We start from the raw sequence: 14517 nt of genomic DNA on the forward strand, positions 1-14517 counted from the left end.
ACATAAGTGAGGTGTATTAGGCCCAATTTTCCTTACCAGTTCCAATCAGAGTTCCAACTATGCGCGGACCTTAAGAGGGTTAACATTAAATCGCACTTAGATAAGCTTTAAGTGCTTTCAGTCGTACCGTGGCACCACCGATAATGTCCATAAAACCAAGTGCCTGAGATGGTTTGCTTGCTGATATCCAGCCTGAACCTGTGGCGCCAAGTGGTACGTCGTAGCCTTCCGGTTCATTAAATTCAATAACAACAGTACGACCATGTGCACTGGTGTTGTTTCCTACGTGCTGGCGGACTTGTTGCGTGTTACCGCGAGCAGATACGGTCGCTTCACCTGTATTGGTTGTAATACTGTGTACTCGACCGCGGAACACTTCACCTGGGTGAGAATTAACGTAAAACTCGGCGAACTGACCTTCCTTTATATGTCGGAAAGTTTGGTCACTTACTCGCATTTCGACGAATTTCTTCTCGATGTTATAGAGATACAAGTTGCCAGTTCGAGAGCCTTTGGCAATATTAATCACACCTACCACACCATCAAAAGGTGCTCTGATCTGGTTGCGGTCGTTTAACCATTGCTTTTGGTTGATTTGAGCTTGAATACCATCAACATCGGAGCGAGCCGCCATTAGGTCTGCATTCCCTTGTTGTATTTTGGTATGCAGCTCATCTCTTTCTTGTTCAGAGCTAAATTCATCTAGGTTGATTAAGCGTTGATGGTTCTTAACATCAATCGCAATCTGCTCTTCTATGCTGATAATTCGATGTTCAGCGGCAATAAGGCTAGAGTGCAGGCTCTTCAATTCTTCATCTGTGTCTTCTGACTCTAGCGTGTAGAGTAGTTCACCTTTCTTCACTCGTTGGTTATGAGTGACATAGATATCTTTCACCTGTTGACCAAATAATGGACTCAAGACTGCATGTGGCGCTTTTACAGTGGTACTGTCTGTTAAATCTGCTGGCGACCAAAACCGGTGAGCCGTAAACAGCATAAATGCTAAAAAGGTACCAAAGCCGACGCTAATCACAGCATTACGGAGGGTCCACTTGATGACGCCTAATTTCACTAGCAGCCAAACAATTAGCACATAGGGAAGCATGATTTCTTTCATGACGATTGCTCCTCTTTTCTATCGCCGTGGATACCGGTATGAATGACCTTACTCAGTGCGGATGCTAGGGCTTCCCAGTTAGTGAAGGCAATAATTACCGCTAATACCCACCATAATTTATCGATAAACAACCCGCAAAGTGACAGTGCAAATACTAGATTTGCATGAGCGCTCTTCATGTATTGACTGCGGTGAACAGCGACTTCGTGCAACTGCCATAACAGGTACAAAACGTAAACGATGATAGATATGGTGATAACGAAAATAATACCCATAAAGAGCTCTGAGTTGAGAAGCCCTAAGATGGTTGGCATACCATCGCTGAAATAGCTTTCTGGGAGGTCTTTGCCATGCACTTGTGATAGCAATGAAAAGAAATAACTTAGTGATAAAAAACCACTGACTATTAATATCCACTTGGTTAGAAGTCGAAGTACTGCTGTTAGCTTGTTTTTCATGGTTTGATTACTCGTTCGGCTTTGCGATATCGTGATATGGTTTCAGATATGTACCGCGGAGGTGTGAAGGAACTTCCTGAGGACCAAGTTTAAGCCTATCGGATGATCGGCGTTCACCTGCAAATGCCAGCGTTGGGACGGCACTGGTAACCAGTAATGAGTGTTTCAATAGTCTGAACATGTCATTGCCTTGTTTCAGGCTATCCTTAGCGTTGTTGGATTGAAATTAACTTAGGTATTGGAGCAATATCACTGCTCATACCTATCGCTTTTTTGTAATAAGGACCGTACGACGCGAGATTTATGAGTGCTATTCTGCCTCTTAATTATTGTCGTACGGCCTGTCAGTTATGTTGAGCGTCTGACTTTTCTGATTCGTTCTTTCATAGGCTGAATCGCTATTAGTGCTCAATATCGATTAATTAGGTAGTGTCGCCAAATCTTGTATAGATAGGCCTTATACTCCATCAATATTCGTCGGTATAAGCGTTCAGCTTGAATATGTAAGGGGATATTTTATCTGGCTTGATCACACCAATACACTAAGTGAACTATAATTCAGATATCACTTTCATTAATGTATTGAGCATTAAGCTCGTGTTAATCCAGTACCCAAGCGTGGGTGTCTAGGTTCGTATACTCAAAATGAGTGGATGTGAAATCGCCAATGTGATTATTTGTTCATCAAACGAACTGGTTTTATTGATTTTATCTATTGAAACGCTATACAAGTAAAAAATCGTCAGTTAACATTTCGGCATCCGCTAAAATAGCGGTAATAAATAGATGCTTCATTTAGTGATGCATTTATCGATGCCGAGATGGTGAAATTGGTAGACACGCTAGCATGAGGTGCTAGTGCCTTTGGTGTGAGGGTTCGAGTCCCTCTCTCGGCACCATTCCCTTTCTTTAATACCAACAGACTACAATGCAGAACAAAGGATCCAGTTCAAAGCAAATGAGTACGTCTAACTCGGTATCAATTCAGTTATTGACCGAGGTGTCTTTGCACGCCTTGTTACATCTAGAATTCAAGAAGTTAGAGTCCAAATCCCAATTATTCGATCTTGCCAAGAAAAACGATTTACTGGTTCGATGGTTAAAACCGAAGCTAAAAAGTAACAAGTACAAAGCGATTAGAAAGCAATTAAAAGCCATGAGCTTGCAAGCAAAGAAATCGCAAGTGGATTTAGAAGATGTTTTATTGCGAGGGGTTGAAGCTAAACCTGACGTTTCGCAGCCACATTTAGATAGCTATCTACTATTAATTCGTGAGTTGGAAAAGAAATTAGGTACCACAGTACTGTTATCGAGTCCTGAGAAAGTGGATCTCAATCATGATGAGAATGGTTGTTTGCTGTGCGTGTTATCGACGGACCTAAACGCACATTTCGGTGCGCGTAACCAACTGTTATCAGGAATATCGATTTTATTTAGAGGAACGGTACGTGAAAAGCATCTGTTCCTCAAAACGATATATGCCAATGATATCTTTAGCTACCAGATACAATACGAAGACGACAACTTTGTGAGAATTACGCTCGAACTTGATAAGTCGTAGTCTCTTTTAAGAAATAATAAAAAAGCCTGATAAATCAGGCTTTTTTATTGGGTTCGTTAAGAACTACGTCCTTTTACTTTCTCCCGAAGTGATTGCAACATTACGTAGAACACTGGAACGAGACAGGTACCTACAATTGTTGCCGCAATCATACCGCCCATAACCGCATAACCTAGTGAGACACGACTTGCAGCACCTGCACCGGTTGCGATGACCAGTGGGATTACTCCCAAGATGAACGAGAAGGCTGTCATCAAGACTGCACGGAAACGCAGTCGCGCGGCCTTTATGGCTGAGTCGGTGATACTCATACCGCTTTCCCTGAGTTGTTTGGCGAACTCTACAATCAGGATTGCGTTCTTACAAGCAAGACCGATGAGCAGCACCAAGCCGATTTGGGTGTATAAGTTAACGTCAGACCCCATTATCCAAATGTAGATAAATGCACCTAGAATAGCGACTGGAACAGCGAGCATAACCGACACTGGAATCGTCCAGCTTTCATACTGTGCAACTAAGAATAGATAGGTAAAGATAAGAGCCAAGGTAAAGATGAATGGCGCTAAGTTACCTGCTTTCAACTCTTGGTACGTTTGCCCTGACCACTCATAGGTATAGCCGTTCGGGAAAGTTGTATCCGCGATTCGCTTCACAGCATCAATCGCCTGTCCCGAACTGTAGCCGGGTGCTGGGAATGCGTTGACTTTAACCGCGCTATATAAGTTGAATTGGTTAATGTATTCGGGGCCTAGCTTAGGCTCGACGTTAACCAAGGTATTAAGCGGAACCATAACATCGTATTTGTTTCGGATGTAGAAACGAGCGATGTCGCGGTCTGAATCACGAAACTCAGTTTCCGCCTGCATGTTTACACGGAAAACCTTACCAAATCGGTTGAAGTCGTTTACATACATAGAACCAAGCATCGTTTGTAATGTAGTGAAAATACTGCTTAGTTCAACGCCTTGTACTTTGGCTTTGTTTCTATCTACGTCGACGAATAGTTGTGGTACATCGGCCTGGAACGTGCTAAACGCCGTCGTTAGCTCAGGCTCAGAAGTTGCTTGAATGGACATTGCTCGCATGACACCAGCGAGCTCGGCTGGCGTTCTGCCCAAGGTATCTTGTATATAGAACTCTACACCAGAAACCGTACCTACACCCGGTAACGCTGGTAGGGAGAAACCAGCCGCCGTCGCTTCACTGTATTGCGATAGTGCGGCGTTAGCTCGTTGTACGATCTGCGACTCGACTAAGGATGGATCTTGTCGCTCATCCCAGTGAGAAAGAATGACAACCATCAAGCCTGCATTAGACGATACCGCGCCAGAAATAATCGAATAACCACTTGCTGAAATCACATTGGTTACGCCATCCATTTGGTTTAGCTCGTCTACCATTTGCGTCATAACTTCTTTGGTACGGTTGATGGAAGAGCCATTAGGTAATTGCACATCGACGAAGAACGCTTTTTTATCTTCCGTAGGGACAAATCCGGTCGGGAGCGAAGTAGCCAGATAGCCCGTTGCGCCGATCAAGGCGACATAGACGACACCAACGAGCATTAGCTTACGCACCATTCCCGAAACAAAGTTGGTGTACTTTCCGGTCGCCTTCTCAAACATCACATTGAATTTGGCATGGAATCCTTTTTCATGCGTTTTTGGTGGCTTAAGCAATGAAGCACATAACGCAGGGCTAAGTGTTAATGCGTTCACCGAGGAAATTAGAACCGAAATACAGATGGTGATAGAGAACTGCGCGTACATTTGCCCAGTTATACCCGGCATAACGGCCGTTGGCGCGAATACCGCTAGTAGCACCAGAGTTGTTGCGATCACAGGTCCCGTCACCTCCTGCATAGATTTGGTTGTGGCATCAACGGCGTTAAGCCCTTCTTCCTCCATTAAACGAGTGGTGTTTTCTACGACAACGATAGCATCATCTACTACGATACCGATCGCGAGGATTAAGGCGAAGAGCGACACGGTATTGATGCTCATACCTGTGGCCAGTAAGAATGCAAATGTACCAACTAAAGATACCGGAATGGCGATAGCTGGAACTAAGGTTTGTCGCACGTCCTGCAAGAAGATGTACACAACGAAGATAACCAGTGCTACGGCAATCAACAGTGTTTCAATCATTTCATCGATGGACGTTTCTACGAACTGAGTGGTGTCGTAGAGAACTTTATAGTCCATATCTTCAGGAAATTGCTCGCGCAGGCGGGATAATTCTTCGTGGACACCTTTTGCTACTTCGAGTGCATTTGCGCCACTTGATTGGTAAATGAAAAGTAGTGCAGATGGTTTGTTATCCAGCATCGCTTCCGCATCGTAACTTGCAGCACCAAGCTCAATACGCGCAATATCACTCATATAAACAGCGCTACCATCCGGGTTTGAACGGATGATGATTTGTTCAAACTCTTCAGGGTGACTCAAGCGACCTTTGGTGGAAAGGGTGTATTGAAATTGTTGGTCCCGAGGCACTGGCGCCGCGCCAATACGTCCCGCCGCAACTTGGATATTCTGCTCTTGAATTGAGGCAATGGCCTCTTCTACGGTAACACCTAAACTTGCCATGCGATCGGGGTTGAGCCAAATACGCATGGAGTAATCCATACCGCCGATAATACTTACTTTAGATACACCGTTAACACGAGCAAGGTTATCCTTAATGTTAATGCCCATGTAGTTGTTTAAAAATAGGTTATCTAGACTTCCATCCGGTGATACTAAGTTAAGCATCATCAAGATGTTCGGGTCTTGTTTCTCAACTTTTACCCCATTTCGTTGAACTTCTTGGGGCAGCCTAGGCATGGCTTGTTGTACCCGGTTCTGGACGTTAACCTGTGCCATATCGACATTGGTCCCCACCTCAAAAGTAACGTTGAGTGAATAGCTACCGTCGTTTGCGCCCTTGGACTCCATGTAAATCATGTTTTCCACCCCGTTAACTTCGGCCTCGATAACCTTAGAAACGGTGTCAGCAACAACCTCAGCACTCGCACCTGGATAGGATGTCGTCACAGAGACCATTGGAGGGGAGATGTTAGGGAATTCTGCTACAGGCAGAGCGGGAATCGACAACAGACCGGACAAGGTCAGGACTATTGAGATAACGAAGGCAAACTTCGGCCTATGTATAAAAAACTTACTAATCATAACTTGTCCTTAAGAGTCGTTTTCATCGAAAGGCTGTACGGTATCCATTTCGTACTCGACTTCAGCGCCTACACGGGCTTTTTGTAGCCCTTCAGTTATGACCAGTTCACCTTTCTCCAAGCCTTCTTCCAGCTCCCAGTCAACACCATATCGTTTACCCAAAGTGACGTTTTTACGTTTGACGACTTTTTCTTTATTGACGGTTAATACATAACGACCTTGCTGGTCTTCTTGCACCGCTCGTTGTGGAATGAGCATAACTTCTTGAACACGTGGAGCTTCGATTATTGCAGTCACGTAAAGTCCGGGAACAATTAGGTGTTCTGAATTGGCAAACTCGGCACGGACAGCCAGAGTACCGGTAGTGGCGTCGACACGGTTATCGATGAAATCTATCATGCCCGTTTCTTCAAACATAGACCCGTCAGGGAATCGCAGTTTGACTGGTAGGTCTTCGATTTTGTATTGGTTTTGAGCGTCACGAGCTGCTTTCTGAGCGTTGATAATGACCTTTTCAGGTAACTGGAAGTTGACCCAAATCGGTTCCATTTGTACCAAGTTCACCATTTCGGTTTGTTCAGGAATGATCAAATCACCTGAAAACACTTCTGCACGGCCGATTCTTCCTGCAAATGGCGCATGGATCTTGGTGTAACCCAGTTCAAGTTTGGCATTGTCTAATTCGGCATTGGCGCTTTGTAGCGCTGCTGCATTTTGCAGTTTGGCGGATAATAGATTGTCGTAATCCGCTTGGCTGATGTACTTATCTTTAATCAATCCTTCGCCGCGTTTAAAGTTGCGAACTGCCGTGTCATAGGCAGCACGCGATTGAGCCACAAGTGCTTTGGAGGACTTAAGGGCTGCTTCATACTGCTCTGGGTCAATCTCAAACAACAGTTGCCCTTCTTCGACCATGCTGCCTTCTTCAAAATAGGTTTTGAGTAAGTTGCCTCTTACCTTTGCTTTAAGTTCGATATCTTGAGTTGCTTCAGTGCGACCAACGAATTCCTCACTTGGTGTGATTTCTTTCATGGTCACTTCGAGAACTTTTACACTGGGCTTGACGGCAGGAGGGGCTTCGACGGTTTTTTCGCAACCTGAAAGGAGGAGAATAGGTAGCGCAACGATGAGTCCTTTAGCGATGACACCATCTGCTTTGGGAAAGTAAGACATAGACAATCCTTGTTTCTGATAATTATATAAAGTGTTTATTGTTTGAGTTTAGACCATAAATGACGAATGTCTGTGAAGCATTTAGGAAAATTAATTAATTGAATTAATAGGTTAAGTAGTGTGAACGGAATCTGTTGGTAGTAAGGTGTTTTACAAGTGTAAAAGTGCCTAGCAGTAATGTGGTTGGCGTAGGACGAGCGAGAAGTCATCTGTTGTTTTGATGCGGTCATTGTCCTTTCTAGTTTGTGTCTCTATGACATCTTCCTAAGTTATGACGTCAAGGCTAGTGAACTATGAGTTAATAGCGGCATTATCTCTAATGAAAACATGATAAAGCCCCATAAATTCATCAGTTTGGGCTATTTTGATTAATATCAATTGCACACTGTTCAGTGGCTTTTGCAATCTGCAAAAGTGGTTAATTAAGTTTCAACTCATAGTGTTGTTTGGTGATAAAAAAATCCTACACTGATCACATAAATATAAAGGTAGGTTATGTAAATGAGTGATAACTCCGATCAAAAGAAATCATCCCGTTCTAGCTTGGCAAAGATTCTCTTTCTACTGGTTTGTGCTGCAGTATTTGGTGCGCTGTATTGGTCATGGGTCTACGCAGATAGCCATCCTAGCACCGAGGATGCTTATGTTAGAGCGAAAATCCTCTCTGTTGCTCCTCAGGTTCAAGGACAGGTTGTCTCTGTTGAAGTAGCGGATTTTCAGCGCATCAACAAAGGCGACTTGCTGCTTAGAATTGACCAAAGACCATACTTACTTGCGGTAAAGCAAGCAAAAGCGTCATATCAGTTAGCAGTGCAGCAACATGACGTTGCTGATAAACAGGTGACGGAAGCGGTTGCTGGACTGGATGCAGCGCGAGCGAACTTGAGCGAAGCGCAGATCGAATACAAACGTACTGATTCACTGGTCACTCGCAAATTGGCGTCTCCACAAGACTTGGATACGGCTAAGAACAAATTAGCCAATGCTCAGGCAAGCCTAGAGCAAGCAAGAGCTAATGTTGAGAAAGCTATCGCGAATAGAGGTGAGCAAGGTCTTGAAGCGGCCATCGTCCAACAAGCAGCAGCACAGTTGGCTCAGGCTGAACTTAACCTCAGTTATACCGACATTACTTCGCCAGTAGATGGACTATCAGGAGAAGTTAGTGCACACGTAGGAACGGTTGTTTCTGTTGGCCAAACGCTGTTCCCAGTGATCATTGACAACAGCTACTGGGTTAGAGCTAACTTTAAGGAAACAGATCTCACTCACCTTAAACCAGGTCAGAAGGCTGAGATTAAAATCGACATGTATCCCGACTTGGTATGGAACGCGACGATAGAAAGTTTATCGCCAGCCAGCGGTACCTCGTTTTCTCTTATGCCCCCTGAAAATGCGACAGGTAACTGGGTGAAAATCAAACAACGCTTCCCTGTGCGACTTAAATTGGATGTGCCAGAAAACTCGCCTCAACTTCGTGTAGGTGCAAGTGTTGAAGTGACTGTCGACCTGAAAAGTGACTCGAAATGAGCAACCAAATCTCCGCTGATAAACGAGGTATCGCTACTGTGGCGGTCATGTTGTCTGCCATCATGGTTTTAATCGATATGACAGTGGCAAATGTGTCACTGTCACATATGATGGGAGCTTTGGGGGCAACGGCGGACCAAATTACCTGGGTGTTAACGGGATACAGTATGGCGGAAGCGATCTTTATCCCTATGACTAGCTTCTGGGTATCGCGATTTGGTGAGCGTAAGGTGATGCTCGTGGCAGTTATCGGCTTTGTGATCGCGAGTGCACTGTGTGGCCAAGCCAGTTCCTTGGAAGAGATGGTGCTATTCCGGATTATTCAAGGCGCGTTCGGTGCTTCGGTTATTCCTTTGGCGCAGTCTACTTTGGTTCAGATTTATCCATCTGAACAGAAGGGTAAAGCCATGGCCATTTTTTCAATTGGTATCCTGCTTGGGCCTATTCTCGGCCCTGTTGTTGGCGGTGTTATTACGGATAACCTCAACTGGCGTTGGATCTTCTATGTGAATTTGCCTTTTGGTTTGGTTTGTACCGCGCTTATCTATAAATACATTCACCTATCGAATAAATCTAAACCTAACTTTGATTGGTGGATCATTGGCTTTATGGCATTGGGTGTAGGTGCGCTGCAGTTTGTCCTCGATAAGGGTAATGACGAAGATTGGTTAGACTCTCGAATCATTCAAACCGCGATTGTTCTGTCTGTAATAGGCTTGATTATGTGGGCGTATCGCAGTTGGAAAACCAAGAGTCCCATTGCACCTCTGTGGTTGTTGCGAGATAAGAACCTGATGGTGTCGTCGTTGATGATGGCAGTCGTTTCCATGGCCATGTTTGGATTGACCACTCAGCAGCCAATGTTCTTAGAAAGCCTACTGGACTATCCGGTTGCCACTACGGGTATGCTCATGGCTCCAAGAGGTCTTGCCTCCGCTTGTATGCTGATTCTGGTGATTCGACTGAATCCGCAGTTTGATCCGCGACTCAAGATAGTCTTTGGATTGACTTGCATTGGTATCGGTTCATATCTCATGACTCTGTATTCGATGGAGATTGATACTTTCTGGATTGTTACGCCAAGCATTATTCAAGGCCTAGGCTTAGGTTTGACCTTCTCGACGTTATCGTCTCTGGCGTATCTGACATTACCAAGAGAAGAGTCGGTAGCGGGCGCTAGTATCTTTAACTTGTTCCGAACTATCGGTAGCTCATTTGGTATCTCAATTGCCACCACTTACCAATACCGTGATAGCCAGCAGCAATGGCATGCGTTGAGTGAGGGGTTTAATACCTATAACCCTGCATTACAAAACTGGGCAGCATCGCAAGGTTTATCAATGACTGACCCATTGGCATTGCAACAGTATCAAATGATGCTGCACGAGCAATCTCAGATGGTTGCGTACGTTCATACGTTCCAATTGGTTGGTGTTATGTTTGTGATTATGATGCCGATGCTGATATTCATCCGTTCTAAGTAACGGACCTGCTGCGAAGTCAATATTGCTAGATGCGAGTATTTTCATAATACGAAAACTGAACTAATCTAGATGTACATTTAGCAAAAAGTGAGTGTTATGGCGGAGCTAGAAACAGAAGGGTTTGAGTTCTATGGTGAAAGTGAACATCGCTTTAGAGCTATGCTAATAGAACGAATTGAAGCTTATATGGTTCATAACCGAATGACTAAGAATCAGGTCGCAGAGCTGGCTCAAATCGGTAAAACTGCGTTTTACAGTAAAATGGATCGTGAGCAAGGCAGTGAGTTTACGATTAGAGACATCTTTCGTTTAGCCAAAGTATTTGATGTCAGCCTATTGCAGATGTTTCCTGTAGACGAAATAGATCGTCAACATGGTGGAAAACTAGCTGTCCCTGCTAGTGTAATCAATATGATGGACACAATGATGTCGATGGACAGTGAAGAAATCGAGTTATTATACGACTTAGTTGATGTGCTTAAGCGGCATAAGAAAATTGATAACCAATAGCACTTAGTGTGTTCATAATATGAAAATACGCCTATATTAGTCTTCATATTTTGTTGTTCCGATTATGAATAATACGTCTTGCTGATTCAAAGGCGACTCATTCATAAACTAGGAAACATTAATATGAAAGCTATCCAGAAAATACTGCTTCTTGGCTCTACAATATGTGCGTTACCCTCAATGGCACACGGCATCTATTTGGGTGCGAGCGTAGGCTATGGAAATCAAGAAAATCAAATTGAAAACTTCAGCTCTGGCACTGGATTTTTGCAGGCTGGTTTTAAATTTAACGACAATATTTCAGCCGAATACCGTTTTGGAGGCGTTGATGAGAACAGTAGCGAGTTAAACTTAAGTTCGTATAGCAGCGTTTATTTACGTGGTAGCTATGAGTTGAAAGAGAACATTGAAATCTATGGCTTACTCGGCGTAACACAAGCGAGGGTGAGTGGTTATATCTCAGGTGATTACAGCAGTAATATTCGAAATATTAGTAGCCCAAGTTACGGGATTGGTGCTCGCTATGCTGTATCAGATAACATTGGTTTAATGGCAGAGTATGTCGCGGTCGCTACGAGTCGAGATTACTCATTATCTGCAGTCCACTTCGGTGCAGATTATAGATTCTAGAAAATAGAATGAAGGAAACAGAGTGCAGGGATTGCACTTAATCCAATGATTAAAGATCGCTTTTCATGGGGTTAAGGTATTGTCACTCAACTCTAAATACACTGCCTAAAAATACATCATTAACTAGGGCTTGTGTTTGTGCTTGTGAACAATTGGTTGAATGAATATAGGTCTTTATCCCCATAATCTGAATCTGAAGGTGTTGCGCTAGTCGCATAGGAGAGAGTTCTTGATTGACCTCTCCGAGGGATTGGGCTTCGGCAATAATTTCAGCAAACTTGGCTTCATTTTTTCTAAGTGAGTAACGCGCAAGTTCTAATAATTCTTCATTTTCTTCGGTAAGTTCTGCGACGGTTTTAGCCAACATACACATAGCGTTAGGGTTATTCACACTGCAAGGCTGCACAGACTGTAAGATAAAGGCCTTAAGTCCTTGAATAGGTGAAGAAAACTGCTTTACGAGATCGTCTAAACGAGCTTGTCCTTGAGTCGAATAATGCTCGATCGCTGCTTTAAACAAGCCTTCCTTGCTACCAAACTCTGCATAAATACTCCCCGGGCGCATATCGATAGCATCTTGCAGGCAACGCATTGATGTGGCGTGGAATCCTTTTTCCCAATAAAGCAACATGGCTTTATGGATAACTTCACTACGATTAAATTTTGCTGGTTTGGCCATAACGGAAGAAATCTATACTGTTGAACGACTGTTCAACAGTATAGCAGGCAGAGAAGAAATTAAGAAAGCAGGCAAAATAAAGGCTGCATATGAGCAGCCTAGCGAGGTATGTATGCCCTTGAATTTGACTTTATTCTTCAAGTGGCACAACAAGAACATCCACTGGTGACGTATTAATAAGTTGTCGAGAGCTTGAAACAATTTTACTCCAAAAATCATGATGATGGCCGCAAATAATGAGGTCAAACCCATGCTCGGCAATGGCGCTCTTTAGTTTATCTCCCAAGTCACCAGTACCCACAATGAAGTGCTTAACCGGACATTTGGCGTACTCGGCAAACTCATGCAGTTGGTCCATGGTTTCTAAATGAAGTGGTCGCTGATCTGGGTTGAGTCTGATATCAACTAGTTCAGGATAAATTTCTCCATGGGTGCCATCAACGTGTATCAATGACACATCCGCATCCAGAAGCTCGGATAGAAAAACGGCTCTATCTATTAACACGTGGCTCTCTTTGGAAAGCTCTACTGCTACTAGTATATGTTTGTACTTCATAACCATGCCCTCACGTTGTAAGTCTTATTACTAGCATAGTCCTATGTTATTCAAAATGTTGTCGATGAGATCGCGGATTGAAGAGAAAATAAGCAGAGCAGGTTTGAATCTTGACCGTTTTAGTATTGTGGATTTAATTGTCCATAATGTCTGGATCGTTTGGTTCTTTTTCTTCGCCTTTAATACGCCTAACCTACACCTCATCAACAAGCTTGGCTTAAGGGTTAGAGTAGCGGTTTACGGTGCTGAAACTCACCGAAAAAGCATAATTCCCCCAAGCTATTAGAGATTCTAATAAGTGGAGAGAGCACAGTGACTCATCAAATCATAAAAGACCTAAACAACCGCTATACAGCTAAAAAATACGACGCGGCTAAACGTATTTCTGCGGAAGATATGGAAGTCATTAAAGAAGCGATTCGCCTTTCTGCATCTTCAATTAACTCACAGCCTTGGAAGTTTATTGTGATTGAAAGTGATGAAGCTAAGCAGCGCTTTCACGATACGTTCGCCAACATGCATCAGTTCAATCAACCGCATGCCAAAGAAGCGTCACATACGATTTTGTTTGCGCATAACCCACACTTCACCAAAGACGACTATAAGAAAGTGGTGGATGTAGAGGTTACTTCCGGTCACCTGCCTGCAGAAATGTTTGACCAAATGTTGAATGGCGCGTTTGGCTTTGCGGAGCTGAATACCGATGAAAATGGTTACAACGGCCAGTGGACCAAAGCACAAACGTATATTGCACTGGGCAACCTTTTACACACTCTAGCGCGTATGGGGATTGCGTCTACTCCGATGGAAGGTGTCGATTCTGCGTTGATCGGTGACATCTTTAAAGATGAATTGGGCGGTTATGTGTGCGACTTTGCTTTAGCTCTTGGTTACCACAAAGATGGTGAAGACTACAACTACGGCTTACCGAAGGCGCGCTTAGCCCAAGAAGACATCATTACGGTACTTTAAGATAATGTAGTGTATCCAAACGGCCGTCCTATGACGGTCGTTTTTCGTTGCACCCTACCTTCTACTTTCTTGTTTTACATTCTAAATGTGAGCAACTATTTCTACCGCGTTACGCCTGCGTCAATTCTGCTCAAGTGTTATTCAGCACTGTGAAATATAGGTCAAGCCTATAGATCGCTAACAATATATTGAAATTGCTAACTTACTTTGGCGGCTTTTACAAGCAGTGGAACAGTAATGAAAAAACGTATCAAACTACTTTTAGTCATTGCACTATTTTCGGTATCAATGGCTAACGCAGACACCGGTATTGGCTTATTCGTTGGTGACCCTTATTGGGGGCTCGATGTGAAACATAATGATTTACGTTTTAACGTCAGCCTCGACGATAAAATGGGCTTTGGTGTCAACAAAGTTTTTGGCATACAGAATACACCGATTTATTTTTTCGCAGGTGGACACTATGTGAATCGCAATAGTCGTTATATCGCCTTTACACCGGGAATCGGAGCGGAATTTAGAGTGAAGCCTGTGGGGTTTTATGTGGACGTGACCCCTGCGATCTATTTGGATCAATTTGATATAGAGCTTGAGGCCAGAGCAGGTTTTAGGGTGTATTTCTAATTATCAAAATACAAACAGAAGAGCGAGAACTGGGCAGAACTCGCTCTTAAATTTAG

Annotated in this window: 14 protein-coding genes and 1 tRNA gene; 8 read left to right on the forward strand and 7 right to left on the reverse strand. The window is 43.7% G+C overall.

Annotation, left to right across the window (positions count from 1 at the left end):
- Window positions 1–85: 85 nt before the first annotated feature.
- From AWH66_RS09450 to AWH66_RS25910, 3 genes are read right to left on the reverse strand one after another with little or no spacing between them, the layout of a single operon-like run.
- Entirely contained in the window at window positions 86–1117 is a 1032-nt protein-coding gene (locus tag AWH66_RS09450) for an HlyD family secretion protein (protein WP_063604835.1), read from the reverse strand.
- Entirely contained in the window at window positions 1114–1575 is a 462-nt protein-coding gene (locus AWH66_RS09455; RefSeq protein WP_063604836.1) for a hypothetical protein, read from the reverse strand. Before AWH66_RS09455 ends, AWH66_RS09450 begins: the two co-directional genes overlap by 4 nt.
- 7 nt (window positions 1576–1582) lie before the next feature.
- Window positions 1583–1756, reverse strand: coding sequence for a hypothetical protein (locus tag AWH66_RS25910; RefSeq protein ID WP_167360939.1), 174 nt, complete (start codon window positions 1754–1756; stop codon window positions 1583–1585).
- A gap of 634 nt (window positions 1757–2390) precedes the next feature.
- Between AWH66_RS25910 and AWH66_RS09460 the strand changes: the two genes are divergently transcribed.
- Window positions 2391–2474 (forward strand) — tRNA-Leu (locus tag AWH66_RS09460).
- A gap of 59 nt (window positions 2475–2533) precedes the next feature.
- A complete protein-coding gene (locus tag AWH66_RS09465) occupies window positions 2534–3136 on the forward strand; it encodes a DUF2913 family protein (RefSeq protein ID WP_083399992.1) in 603 nt (200 codons plus the stop codon).
- A 56-nt stretch (window positions 3137–3192) separates the two neighbouring features.
- On the opposite strand, the gene AWH66_RS09470 is transcribed toward AWH66_RS09465, so the two are convergent.
- Both AWH66_RS09470 and AWH66_RS09475 read right to left on the reverse strand, forming a co-directional pair.
- Window positions 3193–6306 carry an efflux RND transporter permease subunit gene (locus AWH66_RS09470; protein ID WP_063604838.1) on the reverse strand — a complete coding sequence of 1038 codons (3114 nt, stop codon included), beginning with the start codon at window positions 6304–6306 and terminating at the stop codon, window positions 3193–3195.
- 9 nt (window positions 6307–6315) lie between these two features.
- On the reverse strand, window positions 6316–7479 hold the full coding sequence (locus AWH66_RS09475; protein WP_063604839.1) for an efflux RND transporter periplasmic adaptor subunit: 1164 nt from the start codon (window positions 7477–7479) through the stop codon (window positions 6316–6318).
- Between the two features lie 501 nt (window positions 7480–7980).
- On the opposite strand from AWH66_RS09475, the gene AWH66_RS09480 reads away from it, so the two are divergent.
- The 4 genes from AWH66_RS09480 (at window position 7981) to AWH66_RS09495 (ending at window position 11630) form a co-directional block, all read left to right on the forward strand.
- A complete protein-coding gene (locus tag AWH66_RS09480) occupies window positions 7981–9006 on the forward strand; it encodes an HlyD family secretion protein (RefSeq protein WP_063604840.1) in 1026 nt (341 codons plus the stop codon).
- Entirely contained in the window at window positions 9003–10490 is a 1488-nt protein-coding gene (locus AWH66_RS09485; protein ID WP_063604841.1) for an MDR family MFS transporter, read from the forward strand. Before AWH66_RS09480 ends, AWH66_RS09485 begins: the two co-directional genes overlap by 4 nt.
- A gap of 96 nt (window positions 10491–10586) precedes the next feature.
- Window positions 10587–11000 (forward strand): helix-turn-helix domain-containing protein, encoded by a 414-nt coding sequence (locus tag AWH66_RS09490; protein ID WP_063604842.1) that lies wholly within the window; start codon window positions 10587–10589, stop codon window positions 10998–11000.
- Between the two features lie 123 nt (window positions 11001–11123).
- Window positions 11124–11630 carry a porin family protein gene (locus tag AWH66_RS09495; RefSeq protein ID WP_063604843.1) on the forward strand — a complete coding sequence of 169 codons (507 nt, stop codon included), beginning with the start codon at window positions 11124–11126 and terminating at the stop codon, window positions 11628–11630.
- Between the two features lie 82 nt (window positions 11631–11712).
- Here the strand turns inward: AWH66_RS09495 and AWH66_RS09500 are convergent, their stop codons facing one another.
- Both AWH66_RS09500 and AWH66_RS09505 read right to left on the reverse strand, forming a co-directional pair.
- Window positions 11713–12309 (reverse strand): TetR/AcrR family transcriptional regulator, encoded by a 597-nt coding sequence (locus AWH66_RS09500; RefSeq protein ID WP_063604844.1) that lies wholly within the window; start codon window positions 12307–12309, stop codon window positions 11713–11715.
- 130 nt (window positions 12310–12439) lie between these two features.
- Window positions 12440–12865 carry a universal stress protein gene (locus AWH66_RS09505; protein ID WP_006069355.1) on the reverse strand — a complete coding sequence of 142 codons (426 nt, stop codon included), beginning with the start codon at window positions 12863–12865 and terminating at the stop codon, window positions 12440–12442.
- 312 nt (window positions 12866–13177) lie between these two features.
- On the opposite strand from AWH66_RS09505, the gene AWH66_RS09510 reads away from it, so the two are divergent.
- Window positions 13178–13837, forward strand: coding sequence for a nitroreductase family protein (locus tag AWH66_RS09510; protein ID WP_006069354.1), 660 nt, complete (start codon window positions 13178–13180; stop codon window positions 13835–13837).
- Between the two features lie 237 nt (window positions 13838–14074).
- Window positions 14075–14461, forward strand: a complete 387-nt coding sequence (locus AWH66_RS09515; protein WP_063604845.1) for a hypothetical protein — start codon at window positions 14075–14077, stop codon at window positions 14459–14461.
- Window positions 14462–14517 lie beyond the last annotated feature (56 nt).

It is taken from the genome of Vibrio barjaei (genome assembly GCF_001639065.2).
GTDB classification, from domain to species: Bacteria; Pseudomonadota; Gammaproteobacteria; order Enterobacterales; family Vibrionaceae; genus Vibrio; species Vibrio barjaei.

Excerpts from the sequence above, each read along its gene's own strand:
- AWH66_RS09450 (WP_063604835.1), bottom strand. The coding sequence starts at position 1,117 with ATGAAAGAAATCATGCTTCCCTATGTGCTAATTGTTTGGCTGCTAGTG.
- AWH66_RS09455 (WP_063604836.1), bottom strand. The coding sequence starts at position 1,575 with ATGAAAAACAAGCTAACAGCAGTACTTCGACTTCTAACCAAGTGGATA.
- AWH66_RS25910 (WP_167360939.1), bottom strand. The coding sequence starts at position 1,756 with ATGTTCAGACTATTGAAACACTCATTACTGGTTACCAGTGCCGTCCCA.
- AWH66_RS09465 (WP_083399992.1), top strand. The coding sequence starts at position 2,534 with ATGAGTACGTCTAACTCGGTATCAATTCAGTTATTGACCGAGGTGTCT.
- AWH66_RS09470 (WP_063604838.1), bottom strand. The coding sequence starts at position 6,306 with ATGATTAGTAAGTTTTTTATACATAGGCCGAAGTTTGCCTTCGTTATC.
- AWH66_RS09475 (WP_063604839.1), bottom strand. The coding sequence starts at position 7,479 with ATGTCTTACTTTCCCAAAGCAGATGGTGTCATCGCTAAAGGACTCATC.
- AWH66_RS09480 (WP_063604840.1), top strand. The coding sequence starts at position 7,981 with ATGAGTGATAACTCCGATCAAAAGAAATCATCCCGTTCTAGCTTGGCA.
- AWH66_RS09485 (WP_063604841.1), top strand. The coding sequence starts at position 9,003 with ATGAGCAACCAAATCTCCGCTGATAAACGAGGTATCGCTACTGTGGCG.
- AWH66_RS09490 (WP_063604842.1), top strand. The coding sequence starts at position 10,587 with ATGGCGGAGCTAGAAACAGAAGGGTTTGAGTTCTATGGTGAAAGTGAA.
- AWH66_RS09495 (WP_063604843.1), top strand. The coding sequence starts at position 11,124 with ATGAAAGCTATCCAGAAAATACTGCTTCTTGGCTCTACAATATGTGCG.
- AWH66_RS09500 (WP_063604844.1), bottom strand. The coding sequence starts at position 12,309 with ATGGCCAAACCAGCAAAATTTAATCGTAGTGAAGTTATCCATAAAGCC.
- AWH66_RS09505 (WP_006069355.1), bottom strand. The coding sequence starts at position 12,865 with ATGAAGTACAAACATATACTAGTAGCAGTAGAGCTTTCCAAAGAGAGC.
- AWH66_RS09515 (WP_063604845.1), top strand. The coding sequence starts at position 14,075 with ATGAAAAAACGTATCAAACTACTTTTAGTCATTGCACTATTTTCGGTA.